The following is an 18,734-nucleotide window of genomic DNA, read 5'->3' on the forward strand; positions in this document are numbered from 1 at the left end:
CGCTTAGGCCACCTCTAACTGCTGGGTAACAATCCACTCTTCCACCCAGGGGATGGCAGCGTCGTCGGCCATAAACGTCTCCATGGCGTCGACTTCCAGGCGCTCACCTAACCGAATCGCACCATGATCCGCCAGCAACTCATCAAGCGCCCGGCCTGCGCCACAAAATGTATCGCCATAGGAGCTATCACCCAGTGCAATGAGGCCGTAGCGGAGCGAGGTAAGGGTGGGGCTTTTATCGCGCAGATTACGTACAAAGGGAACAAAATTACCGGGAAAATCCCCACTGCCCGTAGTCGACACGCAAAACAGTGCCAGTTCGGCGGCATCGCTGGCTATGTCCTCAACAGATGGCTGGTCAATAATCTCCACCGCATAACCGGCCTGCTCAAAAAGGGGCTTCACCTGCTCTGCCACATCCAGGGCACCGCCATACATGGTACCCACTAAAATATTCAGCTTCGGCATCGTCCCTCCCCTGTCAAAGTGTCACAGTGCCAACCGTCAAGTCGACAAATACCCGATGAATTTGCTCAAATATTAACATGGCTGGTTAGAATGAGACACATCACTCGCACGGGTGACTTACACGCAGCACACAGGAGTGACTATGCAGCAAACCTTCGAAACCTGGATCACCCCGCTAATGATTAGCGGCCTCATCATATTCATGTGCTTTATCATCTGGGATCTGGCCAAAAAATCGAACGCAGGCAAATTTGGCACCATCATGCTGTTTGTTGTGTTGGGTGCAGGCATGCTGGGATATGTCATCAAAGTCGTCATTACCTGGCTGATTGAAAGCGGAGGCGTGTAAGAGACACCTTGAAACCAGCCCCACCAAGACGCTCTGATCAAAAAAAAGAAAAGGAGCGCCAGAAGGCACTCCTTTTAATAGCCATAAGTTTTTAACAGACATAAGTATCAGCAGGCATCACAAAATTGCACTCCATGCGCGTAGCCAAGCCGCCTGGAAATAGATGACCCAATAGTCCCAAACAAAAAGCTACTCACCACCGGCATAGTGCTCAACCTGCTGCTTGAGCTTCTGGCCCGGGCGAAACGTCACGACTCGCCGAGCAGAAATGGGGATTTCTTCACCGGTTTTAGGGTTACGTCCTGGTCGCTCGCGCTTATCACGCAGATCAAAGTTTCCAAAACCCGACAGCTTCACCTGCTCGTTCTCACGTAGACAAGCTCGAATCTCTTCAAAAAAAGCTTCGACCATGGCCTTCGCTTCTCGCTTTGACAGGGCTAGCTCAGCATGCAAATGTTCAGCCAGCTCTGCTTTGGTCAACGCACCCATAAGGCTTCTCCTTATCCTTGCAGCAAACATAGCAACAAACGCTCTGTATCAAATACACAGTAGCAAACGCATTGCCAAGAGCGTGATAAGCATCGTGGCGTGGCCCAGGTACTAATTCTAGCTACTTACTTAGCCGCGCAGCTCCGCATCCAGCTTGACACGCACTTGTGTCACAATCGAATCAACCAACTGATTGATTTCTTCGTCGTTTAGCGTGCGCGATGGATGCTGCCAGGTCAAGCCCAATGCGATACTCTTGTGTCCTTCGGCTACGCCTTTACCCGCATAGACATCGAACAGTTTGATATCTTGCAGATACTCCCCTGCTTGCTGCTTGGCACAATCCAGCAACGCCTGCACAGGAGTAGCCTCTTTGAGTATAAACGCCAAATCTCGGCGCACCTCAGGAAAACGCGACAGTGGCTCAAAGGCGGGGATACGGCCTTGGCTAAGCGCATCCAGCCGCACTTCAAAAAGCACGGCATCCATCTTTAAACCCAGCTTAGCACGCACTTGCGGGTGCAACGTGCCGATCCAGCCAGCAGGCTCACCGCGGTACATCAATTGGGCGCTTTGCCCAGGATGGAGCGCGGAGTGCTCAGCAGGCTCAAAGCGCCATGCGTCAGCGTCCCCCCCCAGGGCGAGGAGGCTCTCCAGATCACCTTTCAGGTCGTAGAAATCTACCCGATCTTTCGCATCACTCCAGCCCTCGGCCTCACGGGCTCCACATACCAGAGCGCCGAGCATCGGCACTTGCGACAACGCATCCAACTCGCCGTTAAAGACCAACCCGGTTTCAAACAACCGCACACGCGTTTGCTGACGGTTGAGGTTGTGCTCCATGGCACGCACCAAACCGGGGAACAGGCTCGCACGCATCACCGACAGATCAGCCGAAATAGGGTTAGCTAGCGCAGGGCTTACCGCATCAGGCAGCATTGCCGCTTGCAGCTCAGGCGCCACGAAGCTGTAAGTAATGGCCTCCTGAAAACCGCGCGCCACCATCTGGCGGCGCAGCCGCGCCTGGGTGAGCGTTGCTTCATCCGAAGAGCGCAGCGCCAAGCGGGCTGCAGGGCGACGCACCGGCAAATTATTGTAGCCGTGAATACGCGCCACTTCTTCGATCAGGTCTTCTTCGATGGCCAAGTCAAAACGCCAGCTGGGCGCAGTCACCGCCCATCCAGCATCCTGTACGCTGACATCCAGCCCTAGCCGCTGCAGGATATCGGTCACATCATCACTGGAGAGGGCCTTGGAAAGCGCCTTTTCTAAACGCGCACTGCGCAACAGAATCGCGCGCTCTGCAGGCATATGTTCAGCACTTTGCGCCTCAACAACAGGCCCGGCTTGGCCGCCGCAAACCTCAATCAAAAGCTGAGTGGCCCGCTCGACGGCAACGGGCGTCAGCTGTGGATCGACGCCGCGTTCAAAACGGTGCGATGCATCCGTGTGCAGTCCGTAGGAGCGGGCTTGACCGGCAATGGCAAGCGGAGTAAAGAACGCTGATTCAAGGAAAATAGTCTGGGTATTTTCATTAACGCCAGAGTTTTCACCTCCCATCACCCCTGCCATGGCTAGCGGGCCGGAATGATCGGCAATGATCAACGTTTCAGGGCGCAGCGCCACTTCATTACCGTCAAGCAGCGTTAGCTTCTCGCCTGGCTTGGCCATGCGAACCACTATGCCTTCTTGCAGGTTGTCACGATCAAAGGCGTGCATTGGCTGGCCCAATTCCAGCATCACGTAATTGGTAATATCCACCACAGGGTCAATTGAGCGCACGCCGCTGCGGCGAAGACGCTCTACCATCCACAGCGGCGTTTCAGCCTTAACATTAACGCCTTTGATTACGCGACCAATATAGCGAGGGCACTGTTCAGGCGCCTCAATGCTTACCGTGAAGCTATCCTCAATCCCGGCGACCACCGGGGCTATTGCTGGCTCGCTAACCGGCAATCGATTAAGCACGCCCACTTCACGAGACAACCCCTTAATGCTCAGGCAGTCCCCTCGATTGGGCGTCAGATCGACCTCAATCGTCATGTCATTAAGATGCATGAACTCTCTGAAATCAACGCCCACCGGTGCTGAAGCCGACAGCACCAGAATGCCCGGCGATGTCTCTTCTTCAAGCCCCAGCTCCGACGCCGAACAGATCATTCCGCGAGACTCAACGCCGCGTAGCTTGGCTTTTTTGATCTTGAAGTCACCCGGCAGCACGCCGCCTATCTGGGCAAAGGGAATTTTTTGGCCAACATCAACATTGGACGCCCCACAGACAACCTGCACCGGCTCGCCACTACCGTCATCAACGGTACAGACATTGAGTTTGTCCGCGTCAGGGTGCTTCTCTTTACTCAGCACCTCAGCCACCACTACACCGCTGAAGGCAGCGGCTACCGCTTCAACAGCGTCGACTTCCAAGCCCGCCATGGTGATTTGGTCGGCCATTGCCTGCGTATCAAGCTGCGGCGACACCCACTCACGCAGCCACTGTTCTGAAAATTTCATCTTTGATCCTGTGTTCGGCGGCGGTCTTAAGCGAATTGACGTAAAAAACGCAGATCGTTTTCAAAGAACAGGCGTAAGTCATTCACGCCGTAGCGTAGCATTGCCAAACGCTCAGCCCCCATTCCGAAGGCAAAACCGGTATAGCGTTCGGCATCAATGCCCGAGTGGCGGAACACCTCGGGATGCACCATCCCACACCCCATCACTTCCAACCACCCACTATGAGAACAGACGCGACAGCCTGCCCCACTACACATCACGCACTGAATATCCACTTCGGCGGAGGGTTCAGTGAATGGGAAGTAAGAGGGGCGGAAACGCACCGAAAGATCGTCGCGCTCAAAAAACGCCTGCAGAAAGTCTTCGATGGTACCTTTAAGGTCAGCAAAGCTAACCCCCTCATCGACCAACAGCCCTTCAACCTGATGGAACATCGGCGTGTGAGTCAGATCAGAGTCACTGCGATAGACACGCCCTGGGCAGACGATACGGATGGGCGGCTCGCTGCTTTTCATGGTGCGCACTTGCACTGGCGAAGTGTGAGTACGCAGCAAGCGTGTGGCATCAAAATAGAAAGTATCCGCCATGCCACGCGCGGGATGGTGCGCGGGAATATTGAGGGCTTCAAAATTGTGATAATCGTCTTCAATTTCAGGCCCTACTGCCACATCATAACCAATACGTGTAAACAGCCCCTCTATACGCTCGAGGGTACGCGTTACGGGATGCAATCCACCACTGGCCTGGCCACGCCCTGGCAAAGTAACATCGATACTTTCAGCGGCCAAACGGGCATTCAGCGCGGCACTCTCAAGTTGCTCGCGCTTAGCATCAATTTCGTCGGCCAGCGTTTGCTTGGCCTGGTTAATACGCTCGCCCGCCGCCGGGCGCTCTTCGGCTGAGAGTTTCCCCAGGCCCTTCAGCAAGGCGGTGACCTCACCTTTCTTACCTAAGTAGCGTACTCGTAACTCGTCTAGTGCGGCGACACTCTGCGCAGCCTGAATGGCGTCGCGCGCCTCAGATACCAGAGTAGGAAGGTGATCCATCCGTTTCACTCCGAATTAAGCGGTGTCCATCGGTAAAGATGGCGTGGCAAGTTGAAGGTGACAAAAAAACAGGGGAAGAGCGGCTGCTCTTCCCCTGGATGGGTCACTCTGAAATGACCTCAGGCACGTAACACGGGCAAAAGCCCCGTGCATACTACCTTATTGGGCAGCCTTGGCTTTTTCCACGATGGCGGCAAATGCAGCCTTCTCGTGTACTGCCAAATCGGCCAATACTTTACGGTCGATTTCGATACCGGCTTTCTTAAGGCCACCTACGAAGCGGCTGTAAGACATACCGTTGACGCGTGCACCGGCGTTAATACGCTGGATCCAAAGCGCGCGGAACTGGCGCTTACGGTTGCGACGGTCACGGTAAGCGTACTGACCGGCTTTAATAACGGCTTGCTTGGCAACGCGGAAAACGCGTGAACGGGCACCGTAGTAACCTTTGGCAAGCTTCAATACTTTTTTATGGCGACGACGCGCTACTACGCCACGTTTAACTCGAGTCATAACACACTCCTGACTTTAAGGCTGAGGCAAAAAATTTGTGCACTCAGAAAAACGAAATCCCGACTTACAGATTCGGCAGCATACGCTGGATAAGCGCTTTGTCAGACGCGTGGATCTGCTTCATTCCACGCAGTTGACGCTTACGCTTGGTCGACTTCTTGGTCAAGATGTGGCTACGGAAAGACTGCTTGTGCTTAAAGCCATTAGCCGTCTTCTTGAAGCGCTTGGCAGCGCCGCTGTTGCTTTTGATTTTCGGCATGAGGAAAACTCCGCTCGATATTTTTTAGAAAACCCAGGGCCGACCACCGGTTTAACGGTAGCCCGTTGACATCGCCGTTGGATCACTTCTTCTTCGGGGCAATAATCATGATCATTTGGCGGCCTTCCATTTTCGGAAAAGCCTCTACCACTCCGATCTCTTCCAGGTCTGCCGCGATCCTTTCCATCAGCTTGCGGCCGATATCCTGGTGCGCCATTTCACGACCACGGAAGCGCAGTGTGACTTTGCCCTTGTCACCACCTTCCAGAAAGCGCGTCAGGTTTTTAAGCTTAACCTGATAATCGCCTTCATCGGTGCCAGGACGGAATTTAACTTCCTTAACCTGGATTTGCTTCTGCTTCTTCTTTTGAGCCGCTTTCTGCTTCTTGGTCTCAAAAACGAACTTGCCGTAATCCATAATCTTACAGACGATGGGGTCGGCATTCGAAATTTGTACGAGATCTAAGCTTTCAGATTCAGCACGCTCTAGGGCTTCGGTGGTGGGCACAACACCCAACTGCTCACCGTCGCTACCAATTAGACGCACTTCTTCTTCGACAATTCGCTCGTTCATTGGTGGGCGTTTGTCTGCTGGACGCCCGCGCTGGTTGCTTCTCTTGATCGTTCCGTCTCCTTAGGCAATTGACGATGTCGCCAGGGCTGCTCGCTCGGCAGTATGGCGTTCAATAAATTCATCGACCGTCATTGTACCGAGGTTTTCGCCGCTGCGTGTTCGCACGGCCACTGAGTCAGCTTCGACTTCCTTATCTCCCACCACAAGGAGATAGGGAACTTTCTGTAACGTATGCTCACGGATTTTAAAGCCGATCTTCTCGTTCCTCAAGTCCGCTTTAACACGCAAGCCACTTTTTTGCAGACGTTTCTCTAATTCGAGCGCATATTCACGCTGTGAATCGGTGATCGTCATGACAACCGCCTGCTGAGGTGCCAGCCATAATGGCATAGCGCCAGCATAATGTTCAATCAAGATGCCAATGAAGCGCTCCATGGAGCCAACAATAGCACGATGCAGCATCACCGGCGACTTGCGCTGCCCCTCTTCGGTGACATATTGGGCTCCAAGTCGCTCTGGCATCATAAAATCGACCTGCATAGTGCCAACCTGCCATTCGCGCCCCAGGCAATCTTTCATGTGGTACTCAATCTTGGGGCCATAGAACGCACCTTCGCCAGGAAGTTCCTGCCACTCTACGCCACAGCTTTTTAATGCGCTGCGCAGCGCATCTTCTGCACGATCCCAAACCTCATCACTGCCAATGCGTTTTTCTGGGCGAAGAGCAATTTTAATAGCAATATCATCAAAGCCGAAATCGCCATAAACCTTCAACGCTTGGCGATGAAAAGCAGTTACTTCAGGCTCAACCTGAGCTTCTGTACAAAACACATGGCCATCATCCTGGGTAAATGCCCGCACACGCATGATACCGTGCAAAGCACCCGACGGCTCATTACGGTGGCAGCCACCAAACTCACCAAAACGAACGGGCAATTCACGATAGCTGCGCAAGCCAGAATTAAACACCTGAACGTGCCCAGGGCAGTTCATGGGTTTAAGGGCATACTCACGCTTTTCAGACTCAGTAAAGAACATGCCGTCCGCGTAGTTATCCCAGTGCCCTGATTTCTTCCAAAGCGATACGTCCATAATCTGGGGGCAGCGTATTTCCTGATACCCCCCCTCTTTGTAGACGCCTCGCATATATTGTTCGATCTGCTGCCATAGCGCCCAGCCATTTGGGTGCCAGAATATCATTCCCGGCGCCTCTTCCTGCATGTGAAAGAGATCCAAGCGACGTGCCAGCTTACGATGATCGCGTTTCTCTGCCTCTTCAAGACGCTTAACGTAAGCTTTAAGCTGTTTCTTATCGCCCCATGCAGTGCCATAGATACGCGTTAGCATGGTATTCGCTGCATCACCACGCCAGTAGGCGCCTGCCAATTTGGTAAGTTTGAAGGCTTTTAAGTGGCGAGTATTGGGCACGTGCGGCCCGCGGCACATGTCGACATACTCTTCATGATGATAAAGCCGGATTGTCGCATCATCGGGAATATCGCGCACAATCTCCTGCTTATAAGGTTCATCACGGTGCAGAAAGGTTAGCATGGCCTTGTCGCGATCAACATATTCGCGTACCACATCGTACTCGCGCTCTATCAGTGACTGCATACGCGCTTCGATGGCTTCCAGATCTTCTGGTGTGATCGACTGACCAAACTCAATATCGTAGTAGAAACCATCTTCGATAACCGGACCGATGGCCATTTTGGCCTCGGGGTACATCTGCTTAACCGCATGACCAATGAGGTGAGCGCAGGAGTGGCGAATAATTTCCAGCCCTTCAGCGTCACGGGCGGTAACGATAGCCACTTCCGCATCTTGCTCAATCAGGTCAGCGGCATCCACCAACACACCATCAATTTTCCCAGCAACACAGGCCTTAGCCAAACCAGGGCCAATGGATTCTGCAAGCTGCATAATGGTTAGCGGTGCTTCAAACGTTCTTTGGCTGCCGTCGGGCAGAGTAACAATAGGCATTCAGATTCCTTGAGCGCAGTGGTGATCCATACCAAGGATCACATATCGCTATCAATGGTCTTGGGAGAGGTGTAAACATACCAAAATAAAACAGCAGCAAGATTAGCAGACTTGCAGACTGCTTAAAATAAAAACGGGAGGCTTAAGTAAGCCTCCCGTTTCTTTATCCGCGCATTGCCACTAGCCTTTTATAAACCAATCAGCAAAACCCGGAAGATAAGTGAACTTAGTTCCACTCATCCAGTTCAACGCGACGGTTCTGGAAACGACCTTCTTCCGTCTCGTTAGAGGCGATCGGACGCTCTTCACCGTAGCCTACTGCACGCATGCGGTTGGCCTCTACACCACGACTAGCGAGGTAAGTCGCAACAGACTGGGCACGCTCTTGTGACAAGTTTTTGTTGTACTCGTCAGAACCGCGTGAATCAGTGTGGCCTTCAATGCTTACGCGAACATCAGGGTTGCTCACCAAACGCTCTGCAACGCCGTTTAGCACACTCTGAGCGTTGGGAGTTAACTGAGCAGAGTCAAACTCAAAGTTAACATCCTGCAGAACAACGCTATCTGGGCAACCCAAAGCGTTAACTTCTACGCCAGCAGGTGTGTTCGGACACTGATCACGGTAGTCCGGCACGCCGTCGTTATCGGAGTCAAGCGGGCAACCATTGGCATTAACTTCAACGCCAGCAGGTGTGCCTGGGCACTGATCACGGTAGTCCGGCACGCCGTCACCGTCAGAATCTAGTGGGCAGCCTTCGGCATCAACAGCAACACCAGCAGGCACTTCGCCGTAGCTCGGGCACTGAGGTGCAACCGGCTCAGGCGTGCGATCAGCGCATAGCAGTCCGCCGATAGCAGCGCCAGCTGCGGCACCAGTAGCAGCACCGCTCTCTTCATCAGAACTACTGCTGGTGGCGTAGCCAATGCTGCCACCGATCAAACCGCCTGCCAGACCACATACCGCAGGATGCTGGTACCAGCTACGGTCACTACTGCTAGCGCTTGCTTGGCCGGAAGACTGTGAGGCCGAGCTGGCACAGCCAGAAAGGCCAACTACCAGTGCGGAACCGATTAGCAAGCCAGTCGTTGATTTTTTCATGCAAGACTCCTTCTTGATCCAATGCTGAAATGGCCTTAAGTGACCAAATCTATCCAATGCTTCTTATTTGCGAGAGCATCCATTTTTCGCCTGTCTTGTATCACCAGTTTTTGCACCAAGCTATCAGCACTATTACCTGCGTACTAAATGCTCAGCACCCAGTTAATACAAAACGGTGTGCCTATCATTAACGCCTAAGCGCTGAAAGGCAACAATGCCAAGATATCAACTTCTTGCCAATACCGACATCCTTCAGCATAGCAAAATTGCCGCAATGGGCACTAAAAATTAGTTTGCTATGCTTTTGCGCGGCCGAAACCGCTCAAAATCATCATCAGTGCAGCGCGCTTTTACCCTGGGCACGCCATTTCAGTACAGCCCTAGCGGCTTCCAATACGGGTTCACGCATATCATTTTCCGCCATCAAACGCTCTTTGTCTTCTTGCATACGTTCTCGAGCAGTCAATTGCTGACGCGCGGAGTGGGTCTTCAGGTGCTGAGTACGGCTGTAATGCTCGGCAAACGCTTGAAATTCAGTGCGTTCCGTTAAACTAGGGTCAATGATCTCTAGCAGCACCTTGCAACGCCAGGCGCCCTCGGTAATCTCAACCTGCTCCTGAACCAGCGCGCTCGCCACATAATCGAGGTTTTCTAAGCTATTTTGTTGAGCACGAGCGTCTTCATCGCGACGATAAGCTTCTCTGCGACTGACCTCTTTACGTAACGACCAGGCGTAGAGACATAGCCCAAAAACCACTGCAATCGCCACGACCAGTAGTACCAGCGCTACCGTTGAGTTCATGCAACTCCTCATTAAGCGGATAAATTACTTGACGGAAATTGTACACCCTTATACCACTATTAGGCCACTGGCATCCAGACTTCTCTTTCCCCCTGGCTGAAAGACGGCCGCTCGAACCATTTGTGCGCTGGATTACCAGACCAGCACCGCAGCGTAGTGGTCGAGTAATAGCGCACCGAAAACACCCAACAGGTAGCGAATCGAGAACCAAAATGCGCCAATAGGAGCAGCGGAATCCTGCCCACGCCAAACTCGCCAATTCCAGACCATAAAGCGTGCATTCAGACACACCACGATAAACAGGTAGAGTGCCCCGCTCATACCTATCATCACCGGCAATAAGGTGGTTAACACGGTTAACCACCCATACAACCAAATTTGCAGCCGCGTAAAAGGGATACCATGAGTAACAGGCAGCATGGGAATGCCTGCCCGAGCATAATCATCGCGCTTATGAATGGCCAGCGCCCAGAAGTGTGGCGGCGTCCAAGCAAAAATAATCAGCATCAGCAGTAGCGGCTCAGGAGTGATTTGACCCGTGATCGCAACCCATCCCAAAAGTGGTGGTGCCGCGCCAGCCACTCCACCTATCACGATATTTTGTGGTGTAGCCCGCTTTAAAAAAGCGGTATAAATCAAGGCATAACCAATCAGGGAGGCAAAGGTTAGCGCAGCCGTTAAGTGGTTAACCTGCCATGCCAGTAGCGCAACACCCGCTACAGAGAGCAAACATGCCCAAACTATGGCGATCGCCACAGGTAGTCGTTTGCTTGCCACTGGACGGCGAGACGTTCGGGTCATTACCGCATCCAAGTGGCGGTCGATGACATGATTAAAAGCAGCTGCACCGCAAGAGGCCAAACCTATGCCGGCAAGCCCAAAGGTGACACTCGTCAACGCTGGTAGGCCTGGGGTTGCTAACGCCATCCCTACGGCGGTACACACCAACATAACGGCCACCACTTTAAGCTTGCACAGGCCAAGCAGTTCTTTCCAGCCCCACACCATAGAAGGCAGTGCCGTGGGTAGCGTCATTGTTATATTTCGCATGGCATGCTTCCCTTTTAATGAGCGATAACGTTGTTATAGGGTGAATGAGTGGTCGTTGCGTAGACGTCTGCCTCTTGATAGCGCCAACGCCACCAGGCCCAAACGAGTCCGACAGCCAACGCAACGGCGCCCGCGGTATGCAGCAGCGCCAGCCATAACGGCAGCCAAAGAAGCACATTGGCAGCCCCTAACGCAGCCTGCAGTGCATACAAACCGATGACGATCGCCAGCGGCCTTGCCGTACTCTGCCAATGCCGGTAACGCCACCAGAGCGCTATTAGCCCAGCACCAAGCAGCAATGCCCCCAGGCGATGAACCACTTGAATCGCGGTACGGGCATCGGCATGTAACTGCCCATGTAAGTAATTGGGCCCTACGGTCTGGGTGAGATGAAAGCCCTCGCTAATATCCATCGAGGGCATCCATTGGCCATTGCAAGTGGGAAATCCTTGGCAAGCGATACCGGCATAATTGCTGGACACCCAGCCGCCTAGCGCCAATTGTACAACCAGCAAACATGCCGCAATCCCCCACCATGCATTAGCCCGCCGAGGCTCACTTGTTGACTTTGGCGTTGCGGCGACGCGTAAGCGAAGATGCAGCCAAAAAAACAGCAGCAATACGCTCAACCCGCCCATTAGGTGCAGGGTAACAACTTGAGGCCATAACTTGAGCGTAACGGTGAAGGCACCAAAGGCACCCTGGAACAAAATAACCACTAGCAGCAACAGGCTCATTCGCCACGGATAATCGCGACGATGACGCAACGACCAACCTAAGGCGACGACGCTGAGAACCACCAGCCCTAGCAGAGTCGCGATATAGCGATGAACCATTTCCACCCACGCTTTAAAGGGCTCCAACGGCACATCTGGGTGGCGCAGCGTGGCAACGTCACCATCAGGAACTAGTAGCTTACCGTAGCAACCTGGCCAGTCAGGGCAGCCCAAACCAGCATCGACTAAACGCGTCCAGGCGCCTACTAACATAACCACTGCAGTAAACAGAGTACCTACCAGCGTTAATCGCACTAACCAACGTAAGCGGCGTTCACATGAATCGTGCATGGCGTTTCCTTAACAACAGGGAGTTAGCCCGTTTTATTGAGGATTCACTTTAAGTAAATGCTGGATATCGTCGAGCACGTACTTAGTGGCTACATTGGCATCAAATGCCAATGCCGGGCGCCCCATAGGATCAAGCAGCCACACTGAGTTATCTTCGCGCCATGGGGGCAGTTGCTGCCATTCGCTGGTCGTCTCTCCCGGAAGCGGTTCGGGGTTCCCTCCAATTCTAAGGCGGGTTAACCGCGGCGCTTCGCGGCCTAAGGCGCGATGTAAACGCCAAAGCTCATCCTTACGCTGTTCACACTGCTGAGCACAGTCAAAGGCCAGTATCCACGCCTCTGCATCATTGACAGCGACGGTTGTTAAAGGCCACTCATCAAGAACCGGTAATTCCACATCCACCTTTCCGTGAGCTGTATGCTGGTCAGGGATACCAATGCGGAACTCGACCATCCCCCAAGCAGCTACCATGGGCGCCGCAAATATTGCAAAAATAAGGATTAATTTTAGCCGCTGGCGGCGAATGTACTTGGCATCCTGCATAGGTCTTCACCCCTGTTTATTTTTATTACCAAACGCTTTGTTGTGCCTTATCGCGACGCAATTTCCGGCCGCCGATGAACATGACCATCAAGGCCGCCAGTGCTAACCCCCACCACTGAAAGGCGTAGCCCATATGCCGACTAGGCGGCATTACATTGGCCTCCCACCAAGGAATCAAAACCCCGTCACCCTCACTGGCGTGCAACCAGCCGGAGTAGCTAAATGAACCTAATGAAGCGCGCCAGGGGTCATGACTCAGCTGTTGCAGCCTCACACCTTCTCTATTCTCTCCATATAACGGCCCGCCCGCCTGCACCTCTTGCCATTCACCAGTCAACTCAACCACGCCACTGGGTGTGGCTACATGAGGTGCTTCGCGACGCGGCCCGGTGGCTAAAAAACCTCGCTGTACAAGCCAAAGCTGCCCGTGGGTATCACGTAGCGGCGTTAGTACCGCGACACCGACCTTCCCGTCTACCACACGGTTGTCCAAATAGAGCGTTTGCTCGGCTAAATACTGCCCCCGCAACGTCACCTGGGCACCTTGAGCTGGCGACTCGGTGGGTTGTACCAAGGCAGGGGCTGCATCACGAAGAGCGATAGCTAACCGCTTGTCATCTGCCCTCTCCCACTGCCATAGTCCTAGATAGGCGCCTAACGCCACCAGCAAACTCCAGAACAGACACCAACTATAAAAACGCCATTGCCGAGAGGGTTTCATCATGTGGTTACAACTACTCATTGCCGCCGTATTCATTGCGATGGTTATCAGCTTGGCCATGGGAGCAGGCTTCCTACTGCGTGATCATGCCTCTTCACGCCGCCTATTACGCTCTCTCAAATGGAGAATTGGCTTAGCCTGCCTGCTCATGGCGCTTATTATTTATGGCTACTGGTCGGGTCAGTTAGGTTGATCCGACTACAAGACATAAACAAAGATAAACAGCCCCACCCAGACCACATCAACAAAGTGCCAATACCAGCAAGAGGCTTCAAAACCAAAATGGTTTTCATCAGCGAAGTGCCCTTTAATAATACGCACCAGCATGGTGGCCAGAATCAGCGTGCCGATAATGACATGAACCCCGTGAAACCCCGTCAAGATAAAGAACGTCGCACCAAAGATCCCGGCTTCTAGAGTAATTCCGTAATGCGCGTAGGCCTCGTAGTACTCGACACCCTGAATCAATATGAAACAGACCCCCAGAAGCACCGTACCCGCTAGCCAATTGCGACATGTCTTGCGATAGCCCTCCTTTAACGCCTCATGGGCAATCGTTAATGTAATACTGGAAGTTATCAAAATCAGCGTGTTAACAAGCGGTAACTGCCACGGGCTAAACACTTGCCGGGCCCCAACGATAGACGAGTCAGGCGGATTCAGCAGCGGCCATGTGGCTACAAAATCAGGCCATAGCAATGCAGAAACGCCTTTTGCCCCTTCCCCTCCTAGCCAGGGGATAGCAAACATACGTACGTAAAACAGCGCGCCAAAAAAGGCGGCGAAAAACATCACTTCCGAAAAAATAAACCAGCCCATGCCCCAGCGAAATGAGCGATCCATTTGCGCATCATAAAGCCCTCCCCGGGACTCGCTAATAACGTCGCGGAACCAGAGTGCCATCACCGCAATAACGCCCACTACGCCAATTAACACCAGCGGCAAGCCGGTGTCATAGACAAGCTTAATACCGGTACCGACCATCATGGCGCCCAGGGCTACCGAGCCAAGAACAGGCCATCGACTGCTCGCCGGAACGTAATAGCTACCACTGCTCATATCGCTTCTCCCGCCGCTTTATTGTTTTTAGGCGTGTTACTGAGATTGCCTTTAGGATCGTTTACAAGCTCGCTGTTAGCGCTGCTCTTAAGCGTATTATCCAATGCAGCATTTTGAACCACATGCTCTATCGGGTAGAGGGTATACACCAGCGTAATGGTATTAATATCGTCGGGCAGATCACGCGCCAGCTGGAATACCAACGGTATGGTTAGCCGCTCATTGCCCTGCAACTGCTGCTCCTGAAAGCAGAAACAGCTGATTTTACGTAGATGCGTCGTGGCAGTAGAGGGAGACACACTGGGCACTGCTCTCCCCCAGCTTTCGCTACTGCTATTATTGGTAAAGGTAAAATCGACTTCCGCCATTTGCCCGGGGTGCACACTCATCTGGCGCATTTCAACGCTCATCTGCCACGGCAAGCCGGGGCTGCCGCGGGTGATAAATTGCACGTTGATATAACGCGACTCATCCACCTCTTCATGCACGATGCTTTGCGCTGTGGCATCCACTTTGCCGTTAAGACCGGTGACCTGGCAAAAAACGTCATAGAGCGGCACCAGTGCAAAGGCAAACCCAAACATGCCGACCAGCACGGCGACTGTCCTGATGACCGTACGGCGCACCCCCACTTTTGCCTGTTCTTGATCGTCCATAACACCTCTTGGGCCAGCGACCCATGTGCTCTATTTCGTCATTAGTGGGACGTACGATGAAACACAGGTGGCGTTTCAAACGTATGCAGCGGTGCAGGGCTAGGCACAGTCCACTCTAAATCCTCTGCGCCCTCCCAAGCTTTTGCTGGCGCTTTTTTGCCTCCGCGCACACACAGTATGACGCCCAATACGAATAGCAGCTGAGAGGCACCGAAGAAGAAGGCACCGATACTTGAGAGCAAATTAAAGTCGGCAAACTGAAGGGCATAGTCAGGGATTCGTCGCGGCATACCCGCTAAGCCCGCAAAGTGCATAGGAAAGAAGGTTAAATTGACACCAATAATCGAGAACCAGAAGTGCCACTGGGCGAGCTTTTCGTTGGGGTAATGCCCGGTCCACTTAGGCAGCCAGTAATAGACCCCGGCCATAATGGCAAAGATCGCTCCAGGTACCAGCACATAGTGGAAGTGAGCCACCACAAAGTAGGTATCGTGATACTGAAAATCTGCCGGGGCAATCGCCAGCATCAGCCCTGAAAAACCACCAATGGTAAACAGCACCACAAAGGCCAGGGCAAATAGCATCGGCGATTCAAAGCTAATCGAGCCGCGGAACAGGGTTGTCACCCAGTTAAACACCTTAACCCCGGTAGGCACGGCGATCAGCATGGTGGAGTACATAAAGAACAACTCTGCCACCAGAGGCAGCCCCACTATAAACATATGGTGAGCCCAGACTAAAAATGATAGCAGTGCAATGGCAGCCGTGGCGTACACCATGGAAGCGTAACCAAACAAAGGCTTACGCGCGAAGGTGGGAATGATCGCTGAGACAATCCCGAAGGCGGGCAGAATCATGATGTATACTTCGGGATGCCCAAAGAACCAGAACAGGTGCTGAAACAGCACCGGATCCCCACCGCCTGCCGCGTCAAAGAAGCTGGTGCCAAAGTTAATATCCATCAGCATCATGGTGATCACCCCTGCCAAAACAGGCATCACGGCAATCAGCAGAAAAGCGGTAATCAGCCAAGTCCAAACAAACAGCGGCATATCCATTAAACGCATGCCCGGTGCACGCATATTCAAAATGGTCGCGATAATGTTGATGGCGCCGAGAATAGAACTAATACCGGCAATGTGCAGGGCGAGAATAAAGAAAGTTGTCGAGGGAGGAGCAAAATTCGTCGACAGCGGCGCATAGAATGTCCAGCCGAAGTTTGGCCCTCCACCGGGCATAAGCAGCGTTGAAAGCAATAGTGTGAATGAAACCGGAAGCAGCCAAAAACTGAAGTTATTTAACCGGGGTAACGCCATATCCGGCGCACCAATCTGCAACGGTATCATCCAGTTGGCTAAGCCGGTGAACGCGGGCATTACCGCGGCAAACACCATGATCAAACCGTGCATGGTGGTCATTTGATTGAAAAACTCCGGTTCAACCAACTGCAGGCCGGGTTGAAAAAGCTCGGCCCTCACCACTAGAGCAAAGATTCCGCCAATGAAAAACATCGTCAGCGAAAAAATCAGATACAGAGAGCCGATCTCCTTGTGATTAGTGGTCAATAGCCAGCGTAAAATACCTTTGGGTGGCGCAGCATGACCATGACTCTGGCCATCGGCGACGGCCGTAGTGCTATGTTGCAGCGAGGGCTGTGGAGGTAGTTTGGGCGCCATGTGACTCTCCGAAATATTGTTGTTGTCTGATGGGTTGGCATACCGAAATCATTGGGCAATTATTTCAGCCACTTCGGAAGGCTGCACCACATCTCCCGTATCATTACCCCAAGCATTACGTGTATAGGTAACCACAGCCGCTATCTCTACCGGATTTAGGGTGCTACGAAAAGCGGGCATGGCAGCGCCTGATACGCCGTTGATAACCTTATCAAGGTGCCAATCCACATCGCTGATGAGCTGCTCGTTATTCGCTAGTGCCGGGAATGCCGGCGGAGAGCCCTGGCCTTCTGCTTGGTGACAAGAGGAGCAAATCGATTGATAAACGGATTCACCGCGCTCTACTAGTTCTGCCATTTCCCACTCACGATCAACGCCCATCGCTTCTTGCTCAGCGGACTCTTTGCGCTCGGCAAGCCAACTCTCAAACTCCTCTTCTTCTACGGCATGCACCACCACAGGCATAAAACCGTGATCGATACCGCATAGCTCTGCGCACTGTCCGCGGTAAATACCCGGTTCGTTGATCTTCACCCAGTTCTCATTGATAAAGCCGGGAATCGTATCCTGCTTGACCGCTAGATCCGGCACCCACCACGAGTGAATAACGTCGTCGGAGGTCATTAGAAAGCGAACTTTACGGTTAATCGGCAACACTAGCGGTTCATCAACCTCTAATAAGTAGTGCTCCCCGCGAGCCTCTTCGCCACTGATTTGTGTTCTTGGCGTACTCATATTTGAGGTAAAGGCGACATCTTCACCAAGATACTCGTAGCGCCAACGCCACTGCTGGCCGGTGATCATGACATCCAAATCGGCTTCTGATGAGTCGTACATATTTTTTAAAGTGGCGGTGGCGGGCACTGCCATGCCGACCAGGATCAGAACGGGGATGGCTGTCCATAACACTTCCACGCTGGTGTGTTCGTGAAAGTGGGCAGCTTTCGCGCCTTTTGAGTGGCGGTACCGAAACAGGGAGTAGAACATTGCCCCAAAAACCACCACGCCAATCACTACACATATCCAAAAAATGGTCATGTGCAGGCCATAAATATCGCTGCTTACATCTGTAACGCCGACGGGCATGTTCCAGCCGTTCGACTGAGCTTGCGACTCGCTTGCAGCAAGGGATATGGCCATTAGCCACCACCACCGTGAACGCATAGAGACCTCCAAGTTATTGTTGTTATTTCTTATCGTTAGATTAGGACAGGATTAAATGAGATATTAGCAGTATAGAAAATATGTGCCATTCGTCACGCTTTGCTTATTTAACGCTATCAACGCTTTTCAGCGGGCCGCAAACATGGCCAAAAAAACAAGCAGCAAAACAAACAGCAACGTAATCACCACCCCCGTGATGAGGTAAGCTGCCGGCCTGCCACTGCTAAAGTCTTCTTCCCGCTTTTGATTACTTTGAACGCCTAGCAAGGCCGCCAACACTGACTTGACCACTGACCACATACCACCTCCGAAACTTTATTGTTGTCACATTTATTCTAGGGTGACGTGTTAAGCACTATTATCATAGACATACATAAGCATTTACAGCCACGTAAATGACCACCTATAGTTTCTCAATGTGAGATACTCAGCCAATTCTCAGGATCTGCGCCACCCAATGGAGTGCCTTATGCTCAAGCGCCACCTCGCCTCACCCATCACACTGTTTTTGATTCTTCCACTGCTGCTGGCAGGCTGTACGACTTACAGTTGGCCGGATGGGTCTCAAGAAACCGTCTTTGGTGTGGTACCTGAAGAAGAGAATCAACGCTATGAGGAAGAGCGCGTGGATGGCGTGCGCTATCGCATTCCAGATGAAATCCCTGAAAAGCGCAGCGAGTAATTACCGGAGTCGCGGCAGCTAAA

Annotated in this window: 22 protein-coding genes; 3 read left to right on the top strand and 19 right to left on the bottom strand. The window is 52.7% G+C overall.

The annotated features are described in order from the left end of the window. Positions 1-3 precede the first annotated feature (3 nt). Positions 4-468, bottom strand: coding sequence for a flavodoxin (locus JI62_RS11365; RefSeq protein WP_088700272.1), 465 nt, complete (start codon positions 466-468; stop codon positions 4-6). 142 nt (positions 469-610) lie between these two features. Between JI62_RS11365 and JI62_RS11370 the strand changes: the two genes are divergently transcribed. After that, complete coding sequence (locus JI62_RS11370) at positions 611-817, top strand: DUF2788 domain-containing protein (protein WP_088700273.1); 207 nt, start codon at positions 611-613, stop codon at positions 815-817. Between the two features lie 189 nt (positions 818-1,006). Here the strand turns inward: JI62_RS11370 and JI62_RS11375 are convergent, their stop codons facing one another. From JI62_RS11375 to JI62_RS11435, 13 genes are all read right to left on the bottom strand, one after another. Beyond that, positions 1,007-1,306 (bottom strand): integration host factor subunit alpha, encoded by a 300-nt coding sequence (locus tag JI62_RS11375; RefSeq protein WP_088700274.1) that lies wholly within the window; start codon positions 1,304-1,306, stop codon positions 1,007-1,009. 129 nt (positions 1,307-1,435) lie between these two features. Further along, a complete protein-coding gene (gene pheT, locus JI62_RS11380; RefSeq protein ID WP_088700275.1) occupies positions 1,436-3,817 on the bottom strand; it encodes a phenylalanine--tRNA ligase subunit beta in 2,382 nt (793 codons plus the stop codon). A gap of 26 nt (positions 3,818-3,843) precedes the next feature. Continuing rightward, positions 3,844-4,863 (bottom strand): phenylalanine--tRNA ligase subunit alpha, encoded by a 1,020-nt coding sequence (pheS, locus tag JI62_RS11385; RefSeq protein WP_088700276.1) that lies wholly within the window; start codon positions 4,861-4,863, stop codon positions 3,844-3,846. Positions 4,864-5,022: 159 nt separating this feature from the next. Next, positions 5,023-5,376 (bottom strand): 50S ribosomal protein L20, encoded by a 354-nt coding sequence (gene rplT / locus JI62_RS11390; protein WP_007114344.1) that lies wholly within the window; start codon positions 5,374-5,376, stop codon positions 5,023-5,025. 64 nt (positions 5,377-5,440) lie between these two features. Next, positions 5,441-5,635: a 50S ribosomal protein L35 gene (rpmI, locus tag JI62_RS11395; protein ID WP_009724291.1), complete on the bottom strand. Its 195-nt coding sequence runs from the start codon at positions 5,633-5,635 to the stop codon at positions 5,441-5,443. A gap of 82 nt (positions 5,636-5,717) precedes the next feature. Next, positions 5,718-6,209 carry a translation initiation factor IF-3 gene (gene infC, locus JI62_RS11400; protein WP_009287797.1) on the bottom strand — a complete coding sequence of 164 codons (492 nt, stop codon included), beginning with the start codon at positions 6,207-6,209 and terminating at the stop codon, positions 5,718-5,720. Positions 6,210-6,269: 60 nt separating this feature from the next. Beyond that, positions 6,270-8,192 carry a threonine--tRNA ligase gene (gene thrS, locus JI62_RS11405; RefSeq protein WP_088700277.1) on the bottom strand — a complete coding sequence of 641 codons (1,923 nt, stop codon included), beginning with the start codon at positions 8,190-8,192 and terminating at the stop codon, positions 6,270-6,272. A 226-nt stretch (positions 8,193-8,418) separates the two neighbouring features. Then, the gene (locus JI62_RS11410) at positions 8,419-9,291 is read right to left on the bottom strand and encodes an OmpA family protein (RefSeq protein WP_088700278.1); all 873 of its coding nucleotides are present in this window, start codon (positions 9,289-9,291) and stop codon (positions 8,419-8,421) included. 334 nt (positions 9,292-9,625) lie between these two features. Further along, positions 9,626-10,093, bottom strand: a complete 468-nt coding sequence (locus JI62_RS11415; protein WP_088700279.1) for a DUF2489 domain-containing protein — start codon at positions 10,091-10,093, stop codon at positions 9,626-9,628. Between the two features lie 132 nt (positions 10,094-10,225). Then, positions 10,226-11,143: a heme o synthase gene (gene cyoE / locus JI62_RS11420; protein ID WP_088700280.1), complete on the bottom strand. Its 918-nt coding sequence runs from the start codon at positions 11,141-11,143 to the stop codon at positions 10,226-10,228. A gap of 14 nt (positions 11,144-11,157) precedes the next feature. Continuing rightward, on the bottom strand, positions 11,158-12,210 hold the full coding sequence (locus JI62_RS11425; protein WP_088700281.1) for a COX15/CtaA family protein: 1,053 nt from the start codon (positions 12,208-12,210) through the stop codon (positions 11,158-11,160). 33 nt (positions 12,211-12,243) lie between these two features. After that, positions 12,244-12,753 (bottom strand): hypothetical protein, encoded by a 510-nt coding sequence (locus JI62_RS11430; protein WP_088700282.1) that lies wholly within the window; start codon positions 12,751-12,753, stop codon positions 12,244-12,246. Positions 12,754-12,778: 25 nt separating this feature from the next. Continuing rightward, positions 12,779-13,477, bottom strand: coding sequence for an SURF1 family protein (locus tag JI62_RS11435; RefSeq protein WP_170938541.1), 699 nt, complete (start codon positions 13,475-13,477; stop codon positions 12,779-12,781). On the opposite strand from JI62_RS11435, the gene JI62_RS11440 reads away from it, so the two are divergent. Next, entirely contained in the window at positions 13,476-13,667 is a 192-nt protein-coding gene (locus tag JI62_RS11440; protein WP_088700283.1) for a DUF2909 domain-containing protein, read from the top strand. The two genes, JI62_RS11435 and JI62_RS11440, sit on opposite strands and share 2 nt — an antisense overlap. A 5-nt stretch (positions 13,668-13,672) precedes the next feature. On the opposite strand, the gene JI62_RS11445 is transcribed toward JI62_RS11440, so the two are convergent. From JI62_RS11445 to JI62_RS11465, 5 genes are all read right to left on the bottom strand, one after another. After that, a complete protein-coding gene (locus JI62_RS11445; RefSeq protein ID WP_088700284.1) occupies positions 13,673-14,533 on the bottom strand; it encodes a cytochrome c oxidase subunit 3 in 861 nt (286 codons plus the stop codon). Then, a complete protein-coding gene (locus tag JI62_RS11450; protein ID WP_088700285.1) occupies positions 14,530-15,189 on the bottom strand; it encodes a cytochrome c oxidase assembly protein in 660 nt (219 codons plus the stop codon). The genes JI62_RS11445 and JI62_RS11450 overlap by 4 nt, the downstream gene beginning before the upstream one ends. Positions 15,190-15,230: 41 nt before the next feature. Beyond that, on the bottom strand, positions 15,231-16,865 hold the full coding sequence (ctaD, locus tag JI62_RS11455; RefSeq protein WP_088700286.1) for a cytochrome c oxidase subunit I: 1,635 nt from the start codon (positions 16,863-16,865) through the stop codon (positions 15,231-15,233). Positions 16,866-16,913: 48 nt separating this feature from the next. Further along, a complete protein-coding gene (coxB, locus tag JI62_RS11460; protein WP_088700287.1) occupies positions 16,914-18,029 on the bottom strand; it encodes a cytochrome c oxidase subunit II in 1,116 nt (371 codons plus the stop codon). Positions 18,030-18,155: 126 nt separating this feature from the next. Continuing rightward, complete coding sequence (locus JI62_RS11465; RefSeq protein WP_088700288.1) at positions 18,156-18,329, bottom strand: DUF2970 domain-containing protein; 174 nt, start codon at positions 18,327-18,329, stop codon at positions 18,156-18,158. A gap of 169 nt (positions 18,330-18,498) precedes the next feature. Between JI62_RS11465 and JI62_RS11470 the strand changes: the two genes are divergently transcribed. Continuing rightward, a complete protein-coding gene (locus tag JI62_RS11470; protein ID WP_088700289.1) occupies positions 18,499-18,711 on the top strand; it encodes a hypothetical protein in 213 nt (70 codons plus the stop codon). Positions 18,712-18,734 lie beyond the last annotated feature (23 nt).

The organism is Halomonas campaniensis, from assembly GCF_002211105.1.
In the GTDB taxonomy this organism is placed as follows: domain Bacteria; phylum Pseudomonadota; class Gammaproteobacteria; order Pseudomonadales; family Halomonadaceae; genus Vreelandella; species Vreelandella campaniensis_A.